Below are 13,069 nucleotides of genomic sequence, written 5' to 3'. Positions count from 1 at the left end.
GATTTGAAAGATGAAATAGAAAATAATGATAAAGAAGCGGATAATGCTGATAATGAAGAAGAACTAGATGAAACTATTGATAATAATAAGAACTCATCAGATAATGATATTATAAAAGGAATAGATGATATTATAGATGATAATAATGAGGGGGATATTTTGATAAGTCATGGTTCTATTTTAGAAGATGAGATAGTAAAAAAAGAAGAAGAATATTTTTCTTCAAGCGATGCCTTTAATTTTTCTCTTAATAAAGATTTTCTATTAGGTGATTATGATGATGAAGATAATAACAGCAATGAAGAAAATTCTAATATATCACCTAACTTCAATGAAGAATATGATGACGGAGAAGTAATTAAACCTGCAAGCGAAAAAGACACTTTTGATACAGAAGATCTAATAGATAAAGATTTATATGATCCGGAAGAAGTGCCTAAGGTACCAAATGATTTTTACAGAGAGGCAGAAGAAAAAGTAAAAGAAAACATGACTTCTAATTGGAAAAAAGTTTTAAAAGCTCTTAGAGGTAAAAAATTTATTAATAAAAATATGAAAGAAATGTTGGAATGGGTAAAAGAGCAGTCAGGATTGGACATTATACATGCTGCTATGCTTAGCAGACAAGATAATGGAAATTATGATATAGTAGAATCTCAAAATATATCAGATAATACAAAAAATAAATTGAGTATTAGTGAGAATGAACCTTTATTTAAAAAGATTCTATCTCATAAAAAAACATTATATGTATCTGATCCATTTGCTTCAGACTCCATAAAAAATAAATTTGATACTGAAGATAGAAAGGATATTTCCCATATGATATTTGTACCGATAGAAAATGATGAAGGAGGATTAAAATCATTTTTCATAGGACTTTCATCTAATTAGTAAAATAAAAGAGGTTATAAAAAAATATGGAATATATTATAGTAGTATCAGCATTTATAGTTATAGGAATCATTGTCAGTTTGGTATTTGTTAAAATACTTAAAATAAAAGTATTCGGCGGCTGGGTGATGATGTTTCTTATAGCAACTGTTGGTGCTCTGCTTGGATCTTACTACTTTCCTAGAATAAGTAATATACAATATATAAAAATAAATCTATCATCTGCAATATTAGGGGCTATTGTACTGGTAATTCTTTTATATATATTTACTCCTAAATCTTTAAAATAAGGAATAAAATAAAATGTTTATAAAAGAAGGTATAGAAATAATAAAACCAAAAATAAAAGATGAAAATACAATAGAGAATATAAAAAAAGCTGCTGAAATAGCTCAAGACTCTATAGATTTAGCATTCAAACTTTGCATGTCCGGAGTAAGGGCTTCTAAAGTAGATAAAGAAGTTGAAAAATATATAAAATCAAAAAATGCATATCCTGCCAATTTTGAAGTTCCTGATTACGGTTTTGCTACAAGTATATCAAGCGGAAATGAGATTGCACATGGAAGACCTACAAACAATAAAATACTAGTTCATGGAGAGCCTGTATGTGTGGATGTAGGAGTAAAATATAATGGCTGCTATGCTGATTGTGCCAGAACTATAGTTATAGAAGGAGGTATGGGGTCTGTTAATCATAGAGCTTATAAATTAATAGATGCCTGCAAAAAATCTTTAGAATACGGCATTTATAAATTAAAACCAAATGTACTTTTAAGCGAGTATGGAAAAGCTGTAGAAAGCAAAGTACATGAATACGGATTTAATGTTATAAAGTCGTTAACGGGTCATGGTGTAGGCTATGAATATCATGAAGCCCCTTATATATTTAATTTTTATCACCCTAATAATGATGTAGAATTAGAACCTAATATGGTACTTGCATTAGAGCTTATGATAACAAATGGTACTGATAAATACGAAAAAGAAAAAGATGGCTGGACTTTATCTACTGCTGACTATTCGTTGGCTGTGCATTTTGAACATACCGTTTTAATCACTAAAACAGGCGTAGAAATACTAGGCATAAAACAGTAATAAACTCATCATTTATGTTTTTCATCTGAATTGGGTTTTTCTTTATTTTTTCACAAGAAGCAGTTTCTGTAAAGTCTTTTGTATTATTATCAAACAATACTTGAAGCTTTTCTGCTGACAGTTTGTAGATAGTATATAGTATTAAAAAATAATAAATAAAATTATTCTTCAAGCCACATGGGTTTTCTTTCAAATCCCACATGATAAGTAAGCCATTGAAGAACTACTTGATGTTCTCCTAAATTAAATAAATAAAAATTTCTTTCTATGCCTATAATTTTTCCTCTAGGTATTTCATTTAAACATTTATTTAAAAGCTCATTTGCTTTTTGGTAATCTTCTTCTTTATAAGGAATATTCGGATCATTCTGACCTACTATTATTCTCTTAACATATCTTATATTACTTAAATCAAAAATTTTATTTTCAGCCATAATTAAAACTCCAAAATAAAAAATAATTAACATTCTTACTAACTATCTATAACTAATATCATATTTTCAAAATTATTTACTATTTCATTATTGATTTTTATACCATTTTCAGATGAGAAATAAATCTCATAAGAATCTTTTGAAACATTATTATTAGTAGTAGAAAATACATTATCAGATATTTTATATACTGTAATAGTAAAACTAATATCAGCATTGTAATTTCTATAAGAAAGAAAATTATATACTTCTTTAGTATTAAATTTATCCTGTAAAAGAGGTATCAAAGCAGAATATTTTTTTAAAAGCTCTGCCTCATAAACCTCTTTTATCAGAATAGATTTTTCATCTAAATTTTTTTTTATATTATTAAAACTAATAATCATTTTTTAATTTTAATATAGAATATATAACTTTATTATCATTTATTTTTATTATTATCATCAGGTAATTTAGGTGATATAGGAGCTATATTAGCATTAATAATATCTAATACTCTAGCAAGCCCTTCAGGCATACCTTGATCAACTGCATGAACTTCTACATGGTATTTAGCTGAAGTATCTGTTTTTCTAGTGTTTTCTTTGTGAGAACTTATAGAACCTGTTATTGTAGCTTTAATAGAAAATAGTCCTAAGTTAAGCTCTCCCTCACCTGTTCCTGACGCTGATTTATCATCAGTACTTTTTTCTTCTTCTGAACTTTTTACTTCCATATCAAAAGTAATATCAACAGAATCCACAAATAGAGACGGTACTTTAACTATACTAATAAAAGGTACCTTTAATGTCATATTTACCACACCACCATCACCGCCATTGCTATCCTTGCCATCTGGTGTTAATAACCTTTGGTATTCAAACTCAACCATTCTTAATGTCTTTTTAACATTATTATTATTATCTTTAGTTTGATCAAAAGCAACTGTTTCTATAAAGTTTTTTGTAGTATTAGCCAAACTTAATTGGGCATCGGCTACCGCCTGTAAAGGACCTCCTATAAGAGAGGCCATTGGAAGACCTGTAAATTGATTTGCTATTGGACCGGCCATAATTCCCTCCTTAAAAGTATATTTTTTATATTTTAATATTAGTTAATTTTAATTATTTATATCATTGTGGATATCATTTTTGTCATCTTTAACTTCTATGAATCCTTGACTTAAATTTGTTATTTCGTTTATGAGTCTAGACATTCCATCACTAATTTCTGTTTTAGAAATTGAAACTTGAACATTTATAGTTGTTCCTTTGCATTTATCTAGACCAGCACCTGTAACATCGACGGATATATTTGAAGAATTTTCAAAATCACTCATATTACATACTTTATCATCATCATAAACATTGTTAAACACGGATTTATTAGTACTTTTTTGTGGTTCTATAAGTTCAACAATACCTATATCAAAAGAAGCATTAACTGAATCTATATTAAGCTGAGATATTGGAAGCAAATTTATATATGGAACACAATAATATTTATTACCATATTTATTGTTTTCATCAGGTACGCCGATTTTTAATCTTATAGGAAATATACCAGGTAAATATTCGCCTACTTCACTATGACTTTTATCTCTCTTTTTTTTAAAGTATTTTGATAAATTACTTAGCTGTACTTCTTCTAGCTGAGCTTCTGCTTCAGCTACTGATTTTGCAATTGCAATAATTACTTCATTAAATTTAGACATAACTTTAATCTCCTAGTGTATTTTCATTGCAATAATATAATAATAATATTATTAAGTTATTTGAATGAATTATAGTACACCTTTGTTAACTAAACTAAATAATTTCATAATCATCATATATTTTTTTATTAACCATAAAACATTTAACACTAAATAAATTTTATTAAAAAACTAATATTATCTAGCTTTTAAATTACTAATAGATTTATTTAAAAAGTCCATGACAAGATTAATTATTAAAATTATTTAATTTTAAAATTGATAATATAATATTTTATATCAGTACAAAATTGTTATTTAGTATATAGATATGCCTGCCTACAGCACACAAAAAGGTTTTTGGGAGAAGTACTGTGAAACCTACCTTACAAAATAAAAAAATAAAAACAGTATAATATTTATTAATTTAGTTTTGAAACAGGTCTATTATTGGAAATCATCTAATGTAAATCAATCATCTTTTTTATTGGAACTGCTTTTCTTAGTATCTTTTATTATATCTTTTTTTGAATATTTTAATATACTACTTAATTGTGTTTCGTCTAATTTATATTCTGCTTCAGCAACTGATTTTTCTATAGCTGTAATAATTTCTTTAAATCTGTCCATAACATTACCCTCCTAATGTATTTTCTTTACAATAATAATAATAATATTAAATTATTTCAATTAATTATAGCATACCTTTATTAACTGCGATTAAATTAATTTCATAATCATATATATTTTTTATTAATTATAATACATTTAACACTAAATAAATTTTATTAAAAACTAATATTATCTAACTTTTAAATTACTAATCTAATATAGAAAGTTTATAAAAAATGATATATACTAATAGAAAATTTACTTTTAGGAATAATTTATGGGAAGCGTGTTTGGAAATAATATTAAATTAAGTTTATTTGGAGAATCACATGGTGAAGCTATAGGCTGCGTTATAGACGGTTTTCCTTACGGAATTAATATAGATAATGATTTTATAGAAAGAGAAATGGAAAGAAGAAGAGCAAAAAATGCCAAACTAACAACCGCAAGAACAGAATCTGACAAACCAGAAATATTATCAGGCATTTTAGAAAATAAGAGTACAGGTATGCCTATTGCTGCAATAATAAAAAATGAAAACAAAAGAAGCGGTGATTATTCCAATTTAAAAACTCTGCCTAGACCTTCTCATAGTGATTATACGGCAATGCTTAGATATGAAGGATTTAATGATATAAGAGGAGGAGGACATTTTTCTGGAAGATTAACTGCTCCTTTAGTATTTGCAGGAGCATTAGCAAAATTAGCTTTGAAAGAAAAATTTAGTATAGAAATAGCAGCACATATTAAGCAAATATACAATATAAAAGATAAATATCCAAACAATACATTTCCATCTTATGAAGAGTTTGTAAACAATTATAATAAAGAATTAAGTGTATTTGATAATGAAGCTATGTATAAAATGATAAAAACTATTGAAGAAGCAAAAATGAATATGGATTCTGTTGGAGGAATTATAACTGCTGCTGTATTTAATATGCCAGCTGGTTTCGGAGATCCTTTTTATTCATCTATAGAAAGCAGAATAGCTCAGTCAATATTTGCAGTACCTGCTGTGAAGGGAATTGATTTCGGACTTGGATTTGATTTTGTAAATTATAAAGCTAGTGAATGTAATGATGCCTACACAATAAAAGATGATAATAATACAAAAAAAATAGAAACAAAAACTAATAATAACGGCGGAATACTAGGAGGAATATCCAACGGTATGCCTATAATAGTTAATACCGTAATAAAACCAACTCCGTCAATCTCAAAAAAACAATTAACTTTAAATATGGAAACCAAGGAGGAAGAAACTCTTATTATTAAGGGGCGTCATGATCCTTGCATAGCTGTAAGGGCTGTGCCTGTTATAGAAGCTGCTATTGCAATTGCGATACTTGACTTATGCATAGATATGAAAGGAAAATTTATTTAATACTGCAAGAATAGTATATTTTTACAGTATTAAAAATTTGTAATTAATGAAAAATTGTATATACTATATAAAATAAAACATTATAGGATATTAAGTGAAGAAAATATTTACAGATATACCTCATCCGATAAAAGAAGTAGCGAGAATATTATATATTGAAGGTTTTCAATGTTTTTTAGTAGGCGGTGCAGTTAGAGATTCTATAATGGGCATCACTCCGCATGAATATGATATCACCACAGATGCCAGACCTGAAGATGTACAAAGAATATTTAAATATACAATTCCAACAGGCATAAAGCATGGAACTATACTAGTAATTATAGAAGATATGCATGTGGAAATAACAACCTTTAGAAGTGATGGAAATTACAGCGATGGAAGACATCCTGATAGTGTGGTATATGCTTCTAGTATAGAAGAAGATTTACCTAGAAGAGATTTAACAATAAATGCTATGGCATATAATATTTTAGACGGAAGTCTGATAGATATGTTTGACGGCATGAAAGATATAAAGAGAAAAATAGTGAAATCTGTAGGCAATCCTTATGAAAGATTTAGAGAAGACGGACTTAGAATAATGCGTGCCATAAGATTTGCTACAAAATTAGATTTCGATATAGAAAAAGAAACATTTGATGCTATAACGCACTCTACAGGAATGCTTGCTTCAATTGCTGCAGAAAGAATAAGAGAAGAATTTAACGGCATACTATTATCCAAAAACCCTTTCAGAGGTTTAGAATTACTTAGAAAAACAGGTGTATTATCTTTAATACTGCCTGAACTTATGCAAGGATTTGGAGTAAATCAGAATAAATTCCATAAATATGATGTTTATTATCATATTCTTCATACAGTACAATCAGTAGAACCCTTAGAAACTGAAGAATTAACATTATTGGTAAGGCTTGCAGCACTATTTCATGATATAGCTAAACCTATGGTTCAAAAAAAAGTATCTAAACAAGATGATCCTGTTTATTATAATCATGAGGTTGTAGGAGCTAATGTTGCCAAAAAAATAATGAAAAGATTAAAATATTCTAATGCTGAAATAGATTTTGTTACATTATTGGTAAGACAGCATATGTTTTATTATCAAGATGAATGGACTGACGGTGCGGTTAGAAGATTTATGCGTGCTATTGGCGTTGAAAATATAAAACCTCTTTTAAGATTAAGAGAAGCTGACAGACTAGGAAGCGGAAACAGAAAAGATAAAGAAAGTAAGGCTATACCTAAATTATTGGCTAGAATAGATAAGATAATCGAAGAAGAAAATGCTATTACAGTAAAAGATCTAAAAATAGACGGAAATGATTTAATCAATGAATTTAATTTAAATCCAGGACCTTTAATAGGAAAAATACTCAATTATTTATTGGATTTAATATTAGATGAACCAGAATTGAATAATAAAGAATTCCTTATGGAAAAAACAAAAAACTTTTTAGAGAGTAACAATATAAAAGATGGGGTTTAAAAATGTATTTGCTTTCAGATATAGGAAACACTAGAGTTAAGCTAGGAATTTTTGAAGAAAAAAATTGCAAACCTTTATATTATAAAGCTATAGAGCATAGCAATGCTTTAGATCTAGTAAATGCATTAAATGAAATAAAAAATAATCATACAGATATAAAGAATGTATTTTACAGCAGTGTTTCACTAAAAGTAAATGATCTATTTGAAGGCAGCATAGAAGATTGTTTTAATATGAAACCTCATAGAGTTACTCATAATGATATTGAATTAAAAGATAATTATTATGAGCCTAGAGATTCTGTAGGTATAGATAGAATATTATCTACTTACGCATCTATATGTCTTGAAAACGGCGGCAGCACAAATAATAATAATGAAGATAAATACGCTTCAATAGTTATAGATATGGGTACAGCTACTACAATCAGTATTATGATTTCAGATTTTACTTTTTTAGGCGGTATGATTATAGCAGGTACAAAAACAAGTTATCAGGCATTATCAAATGTTACTTCTTTACCATATTATGAAATAGGGCCTATAGAATCAATTCCTAATCCTATAAACAATAATGTAAAAGATGCTATCATGTCAGGAGCTATATACAATACAATAGGTACAGTTAATTATGCTGTATCAGAAACTAAAAAATATATAAAATCTAAATATAATATTAAATGCAAAATATTTTTAACAGGAGGAATATCCAATTTAAAATTATTGAAATGCAAAGTATATCCGTTTCTAGTTTTACAGGGTATTTATTTTAATATGATACATAAAAAATAATTTTAAATCATAAAATTACAATTATATATTATTTAATACATATATAATTTACTTAATAATAAAAAGTTTATGAAATGTCCGCTATTGTAAAGTTGAAATAGAAAATGAATCTGGAAAAATAGTTAATGCTTCATCTCTTTTAAAAGTTTTATCTTTAGCATAGGATACATATCTGCAATTACAATTTACTGCTATAAAATAATAATAAAATCTTAAAAAATATAAACATTTTTAGATAATTTAAAAATATAATCAAATTTTATATTATATTTAATAATGAATAGATATTATTATGAATAATAAATATATAAGCAAATTATAATGTTAAAGCAAAAAAGTTAATTATGAAAAAATTATAATAATTGTACAGTATTTTATTTTTTATGATAAGAATTCTTTTTTATTGTACTAAAAATATACTTTTAATACTGCTATAATTTGACAAATGAAAAAAAACTGATATACTTAAAATTATATATAAGAAAAGAATGGAGGAGTTTCAATGACTATAGGTAAAGTAACTATACAAAACGATACAGGACTTCATGCTCGACCTGGTAATGAATTCGTAACATTTATAAAATCATTAGCAGGATGCAAAATAGAAGTAGAAAACGAAGCTGGTAAAAGAGTTAATGCTTCATCTCTTTTAAAAGTTTTGTCATTAGGGGTAAAAAAAGGCTCTGTACTCACAGTTTATTGTGATGGAGAAAATGAAGAAGAAAATCTAAAAAAGATAGAAGAATTTATATCTAATTTAAAAGACTAATTAATTTTTTATTTATGGAATTATAGTATGGAAAAAAGAATTACTGGAATAGGAGTTTCTCCTGGCATAGCTATAGGTAAAGTTTATCTATTTTTTAAAAAAGATATAGTAATTTCTAAATGCCCATGTAAAGATGTAGATACTGAAAAGGCTAAATTATTAGAAGCTAGAAATAAAACTAAAGAACAGCTTATAAAAATAAGAGAAACTACAGCTAAAAAAGTTTCAGAAGAAAAAGCGGAAATATTTGATGCTCATATAACTTTGCTTGAAGATGAAGACTTACTTGAAGAAGTTAATAACATTATAACTGATGATAAAGTTTGTGCTGAATATGCTTTATCGCAAGGTGTAGAAGTTTACACTAAAATGTTAAGTGAAGTTGAAGATGAATATTTAAGAGAGAGGGCTGGAGATTTAGTTGATATTTCTGACAGATGGATAAGAAATATTCAAGGAGAAGATATAGTTGATGTTTCTAATCTTCCTAAAGATTCCATAGTAATTGCAAGAGATTTAACTCCTTCTGACACTGCTAATTTAGATTTGGAAAACACTCTTGCATTTGTTACAGAAATAGGAGGAAGAACTTCGCATACATCTATTATGGCTAGATCTTTAGAGCTTCCAGCTGTTGTGGGTGTAGGCAATAATTTAAAAGATGTAGAAAATGAGCAGATTATAATAGTTAATGGAAATACAGGTTCGGTTATAGTAAATCCTACTAAAGAATCTATAGATGAATGTCTAAAACTTAAAGAAGAATTTGATAAAAAAAGAGCTTTATTAAAGGAATATGCTCATAAAGATGCTATATCTAAAGACGGAACTAAAATTAGAGTATATGCTAATATAGGTTCTCCTGCTGATTTAGGCGGGGTTTTGAAAAATGGAGCTGATGGTATAGGACTTTATAGAACAGAGTTTCTTTTTATGGAAAATACTGACTTCCCTACAGAAGAAGAACAGTTTAAGGCTTATAAAGAAGTAGCTGTTGCTATGAGCGGACATACTGTTACTATAAGAACTATGGACATAGGAGGAGATAAATATCTTCCTTATTTAGAAATGCCTAAAGAAGAAAATCCTGCACTTGGATGGAGAGCTTTAAGAATATGTTTGGATAAAACTTCTATCATAAGAACACAATTTAGAGCATTGCTTAGAGCTTCAGCTTTCGGCAAAATAAAAGTTATGCTTCCTATGATAGTATCTATAGAGGAACTTCGTAAGGCTAAGGCTATATTCAATGAATGTAAACTAGAACTTATGAAAGAAAATATTGCATTTAATGAGGCTTTGGAATTGGGTATGATGATAGAAACCCCTTCAGTTGTATTTAGAGCTGAAGCATTTGCAAGGGAATCTGATTTCTTTTCAATAGGTACTAATGACTTAACACAGTATACTTTAGCTTCAGACAGAGGAAATGAAAAAATAGCTGCTATTTGCGACCCTTACAATCCATCTGTACTTATAGCTATAAAAATGGCTATAGAAGGAGCACATGCAAGCGGAATTATTATTTCTATGTGCGGAGAATTAGCAGGAGATTTACTTGCGGTACCATTACTTTTCGGACTTGGACTTGATGTATTCTCAATGTCTGCTATATCAATACCTGAAGTTAAGAAAATGATAATCTCTTTAGATAAGCCTGAATGTCAGATGCTTGCTAAAAGAGTACTTTCACTTGATACTGCTGAAGAAGTTAAAGCTGAATTATTAAGATTCTTAGAAGTACATGAAAAAGGCGGTACTGTAAGTTATTAAAAAATATTAATTGTGATAATAATAAAAAGGGGTCAAGAAATTGATTCCCTTTTTATTATATATGTTTTTTATTTCTTATCTAATTTTAATATAGAAGTGCCGTTGTTCATTTTGGTTAAATATTGAATTTCATAATCTTTTAATAAATTATTAGTTAATATATATTCTGTATCTTCATTAATTAAAAAATAAAATTTATTATCATTTGTTATGATATTTAAATCATTTTCATTATCTATATAAGTATAATATAAATTTGTATTCAAATAATTATATTCATGAAAAACATAAAAACTTTTATACGAATAAACTTTAATATTTTCTTTTAAAACATACTTATCTCTATCTGTTTTTTCAAAGTAACTAAATCTTTTGTTATTTGTAACATTATAAATATAAATTATAGAAATCAAAATAAATACTGTATATTTTATTTTATTATTATTAATCACAGAAAATACTAAAGGAAATATAAATAAAATTAGTATGTAACTAGCTGCTGAATATCTCTCAAGTTTAAATGGGCTTGTTAAATCTCCTAATAATGCATATATTATACCAAGTACAATAATAAATACCAGCAATTTAAATTTGTCTTCATTTAGATTAATGTATAGATCTTTATTATTCTTTTTTAAATAAAATAAAAATACAATTATTAACAATGATAACAAAGGTATTAAACCATCAAATGATAAATTATTAATGTACTGTAATAGTTCTCCTGAAAATTTTAATGAAGTACTTGCTCTGCCATTTGCATTGAATAATGATGAAAAAAAACTAGCATATAATAATCTTGAAACTAATAAAGCTAATATAAATGATGCAGCATAATATATTATAACTTTATAGCTTTCTATTTTTATTAATGGGTTAAATATGATAATTTTTTTTATATTTGTGAAATGTTCTATATAGTTAATAAAGAGCATAGCAGATAATATTAATACAAAGAGCATAGATGAATATAAAGTAAGATATCCAACACCAGATATAACTGTTGTTATTATTAAATTTTTTATAGAATATTTATTATTGTAAATTGTATCAATAACTAAATATGTAATAACTACAAAAAAAGTTTCCTGCATTTGATAGGCTCTCAAAAACATTGAAAAACTTATCGATATTGGTGATAAAGACATAATTAAAAGTGAAAACAATATACAATCGTATTTATACTCAAATATTAATTTAAGTATTTTATATAAGAAAATAAATGATATTATAAAAAATATACAATTTAAAATAGTACCTGTCATTATTATATTTTTTATACTAACTGCCTCTCTTCCTATAAAAGCCAGTCTCAATAAACTATAATATAAATTGCTTATGAAAGGATCATTCGTATTTTTATATAGTCTTTTTATATCATCAAAACAGTCTTTTACACTAGAATTATCTATAGTTATATTTCTTAATATTTCATATCCTAATATATTTTTAAATTCATTGTATAATATATGATATTCTGACTGTTCTCCTTTATTCAAATAATTTAAACTATGATATTCATCCCAATACAAGCCTTCCTGCTGATATGCCCAAAAAAGTCTCACAAGTAAACCAAATAGCATAATTAAAATGATATATAATATTTTTGTTTTATATTTATATGGTTTTATATTATAAAAAACTATTTTTTTATTACTGATAAATGTATAAATTAAATATGTAAATAATATTATTATATATACAATTATTATAGATATAATAAATTTTTTCTTTAATTTCAATGTATATTCAATATTATCTATTTTACTATCTATCGCTTTACTAGATATAACATTTCCATAAGCACTTCCATTTCCATCCATATTAATTTCTTTTATAAAATTATTATTATCTAAAACTTTATTTGTATCTACATATACAACATATATATCGCTATGTCTGAATATCTTATTATAATATCCAACTTTTACATAATATTGAAAAGTATTAGTATATGTATTTCTATAAGTTTTTAATATTTCTATGTATCCTATTCTAGTCTTACTGCCTAATATAGATAAAATTAAAAGTGTTATTGCTGCAACTATGATTAGTATTATATAAACTATATAAAATATGTTTCTATTTTTCATAAAATACTCCAAATAGAAACATATAAATATAATAAAATATAAATATTTGATATTGTA

13 protein-coding genes and 1 pseudogene are annotated in these 13,069 nt (G+C 26.3%); 8 read left to right on the top strand and 6 right to left on the bottom strand.

The genetic code is table 11. The annotated features are described in order from the left end of the window. From A966_RS02995 to map, 3 genes and pseudogenes are all read left to right on the top strand, one after another. A pseudogene (locus A966_RS02995) lies at nt 1-894 on the top strand (AAA family ATPase); the annotation flags it as partial. Nucleotides 895-920: 26 nt separating this feature from the next. Next, nucleotides 921-1,184, top strand: a complete 264-nt coding sequence (locus A966_RS02990; RefSeq protein WP_008722383.1) for a hypothetical protein — start codon at nt 921-923, stop codon at nt 1,182-1,184. A gap of 13 nt (nt 1,185-1,197) precedes the next feature. Then, nucleotides 1,198-1,992, top strand: a complete 795-nt coding sequence (map, locus tag A966_RS02985; protein ID WP_008722382.1) for a type I methionyl aminopeptidase — start codon at nt 1,198-1,200, stop codon at nt 1,990-1,992. 161 nt (nt 1,993-2,153) lie between these two features. Here the strand turns inward: map and A966_RS02980 are convergent, their stop codons facing one another. The 5 genes from A966_RS02980 to A966_RS13365 form a co-directional block, all read right to left on the bottom strand. Continuing rightward, nucleotides 2,154-2,426, bottom strand: a complete 273-nt coding sequence (locus A966_RS02980; protein ID WP_008722381.1) for a hypothetical protein — start codon at nt 2,424-2,426, stop codon at nt 2,154-2,156. A gap of 38 nt (nt 2,427-2,464) precedes the next feature. After that, a complete protein-coding gene (locus tag A966_RS02975; protein WP_008722380.1) occupies nt 2,465-2,812 on the bottom strand; it encodes a hypothetical protein in 348 nt (115 codons plus the stop codon). A 35-nt stretch (nt 2,813-2,847) separates the two neighbouring features. After that, the gene (locus tag A966_RS02970) at nt 2,848-3,477 is read right to left on the bottom strand and encodes a DUF2589 domain-containing protein (protein ID WP_008722379.1); all 630 of its coding nucleotides are present in this window, start codon (nt 3,475-3,477) and stop codon (nt 2,848-2,850) included. A 48-nt stretch (nt 3,478-3,525) separates the two neighbouring features. Next, a complete protein-coding gene (locus tag A966_RS02965) occupies nt 3,526-4,119 on the bottom strand; it encodes a DUF2589 domain-containing protein (protein WP_008722373.1) in 594 nt (197 codons plus the stop codon). Nucleotides 4,120-4,569: 450 nt separating this feature from the next. Beyond that, nucleotides 4,570-4,728, bottom strand: a complete 159-nt coding sequence (locus tag A966_RS13365; RefSeq protein WP_155800008.1) for a hypothetical protein — start codon at nt 4,726-4,728, stop codon at nt 4,570-4,572. A gap of 259 nt (nt 4,729-4,987) precedes the next feature. On the opposite strand from A966_RS13365, the gene aroC reads away from it, so the two are divergent. The 5 genes from aroC to ptsP all read left to right on the top strand — a co-directional run bounded on the left by aroC (nt 4,988) and on the right by ptsP (nt 10,919). Next, on the top strand, nt 4,988-6,097 hold the full coding sequence (gene aroC, locus A966_RS02960; protein WP_008722371.1) for a chorismate synthase: 1,110 nt from the start codon (nt 4,988-4,990) through the stop codon (nt 6,095-6,097). A gap of 94 nt (nt 6,098-6,191) precedes the next feature. After that, entirely contained in the window at nt 6,192-7,586 is a 1,395-nt protein-coding gene (locus tag A966_RS02955; RefSeq protein ID WP_008722370.1) for a CCA tRNA nucleotidyltransferase, read from the top strand. Between the two features lie 2 nt (nt 7,587-7,588). Further along, nucleotides 7,589-8,377, top strand: coding sequence for a type III pantothenate kinase (locus A966_RS02950; protein WP_008722369.1), 789 nt, complete (start codon nt 7,589-7,591; stop codon nt 8,375-8,377). Nucleotides 8,378-8,879: 502 nt separating this feature from the next. Then, a complete protein-coding gene (locus tag A966_RS02945) occupies nt 8,880-9,146 on the top strand; it encodes an HPr family phosphocarrier protein (protein WP_008722367.1) in 267 nt (88 codons plus the stop codon). Between the two features lie 27 nt (nt 9,147-9,173). Further along, a complete protein-coding gene (ptsP, locus tag A966_RS02940) occupies nt 9,174-10,919 on the top strand; it encodes a phosphoenolpyruvate--protein phosphotransferase (RefSeq protein WP_008722366.1) in 1,746 nt (581 codons plus the stop codon). A gap of 68 nt (nt 10,920-10,987) precedes the next feature. Here the strand turns inward: ptsP and A966_RS02935 are convergent, their stop codons facing one another. Further along, nucleotides 10,988-13,012 (bottom strand): hypothetical protein, encoded by a 2,025-nt coding sequence (locus tag A966_RS02935; protein WP_008722364.1) that lies wholly within the window; start codon nt 13,010-13,012, stop codon nt 10,988-10,990. Nucleotides 13,013-13,069 lie beyond the last annotated feature (57 nt).

The organism is Brachyspira hampsonii 30446, assembly GCF_000316195.1.
GTDB classification, from domain to species: domain Bacteria; phylum Spirochaetota; class Brachyspiria; order Brachyspirales; family Brachyspiraceae; genus Brachyspira; species Brachyspira hampsonii_C.
The sequence above is the reverse complement of the archived record's forward strand: the minus strand, read 5'-3'. Positions and strand labels throughout refer to the sequence as shown.

Bases quoted from the DNA above. Each gene is read 5' to 3' on its own strand.
- A966_RS02975 (WP_008722380.1), bottom strand. From the start codon at position 2,812: ATGATTATTAGTTTTAATAATATAAAAAAAAATTTAGATGAAAAATCT.
- map (WP_008722382.1), top strand. From the start codon at position 1,198: ATGTTTATAAAAGAAGGTATAGAAATAATAAAACCAAAAATAAAAGAT.
- A966_RS13365 (WP_155800008.1), bottom strand. From the start codon at position 4,728: ATGGACAGATTTAAAGAAATTATTACAGCTATAGAAAAATCAGTTGCT.
- aroC (WP_008722371.1), top strand. From the start codon at position 4,988: ATGGGAAGCGTGTTTGGAAATAATATTAAATTAAGTTTATTTGGAGAA.
- A966_RS02945 (WP_008722367.1), top strand. From the start codon at position 8,880: ATGACTATAGGTAAAGTAACTATACAAAACGATACAGGACTTCATGCT.
- A966_RS02950 (WP_008722369.1), top strand. From the start codon at position 7,589: ATGTATTTGCTTTCAGATATAGGAAACACTAGAGTTAAGCTAGGAATT.
- A966_RS02990 (WP_008722383.1), top strand. From the start codon at position 921: ATGGAATATATTATAGTAGTATCAGCATTTATAGTTATAGGAATCATT.
- A966_RS02970 (WP_008722379.1), bottom strand. From the start codon at position 3,477: ATGGCCGGTCCAATAGCAAATCAATTTACAGGTCTTCCAATGGCCTCT.
- A966_RS02980 (WP_008722381.1), bottom strand. From the start codon at position 2,426: ATGGCTGAAAATAAAATTTTTGATTTAAGTAATATAAGATATGTTAAG.
- A966_RS02935 (WP_008722364.1), bottom strand. From the start codon at position 13,012: ATGAAAAATAGAAACATATTTTATATAGTTTATATAATACTAATCATA.
- ptsP (WP_008722366.1), top strand. From the start codon at position 9,174: ATGGAAAAAAGAATTACTGGAATAGGAGTTTCTCCTGGCATAGCTATA.
- A966_RS02965 (WP_008722373.1), bottom strand. From the start codon at position 4,119: ATGTCTAAATTTAATGAAGTAATTATTGCAATTGCAAAATCAGTAGCT.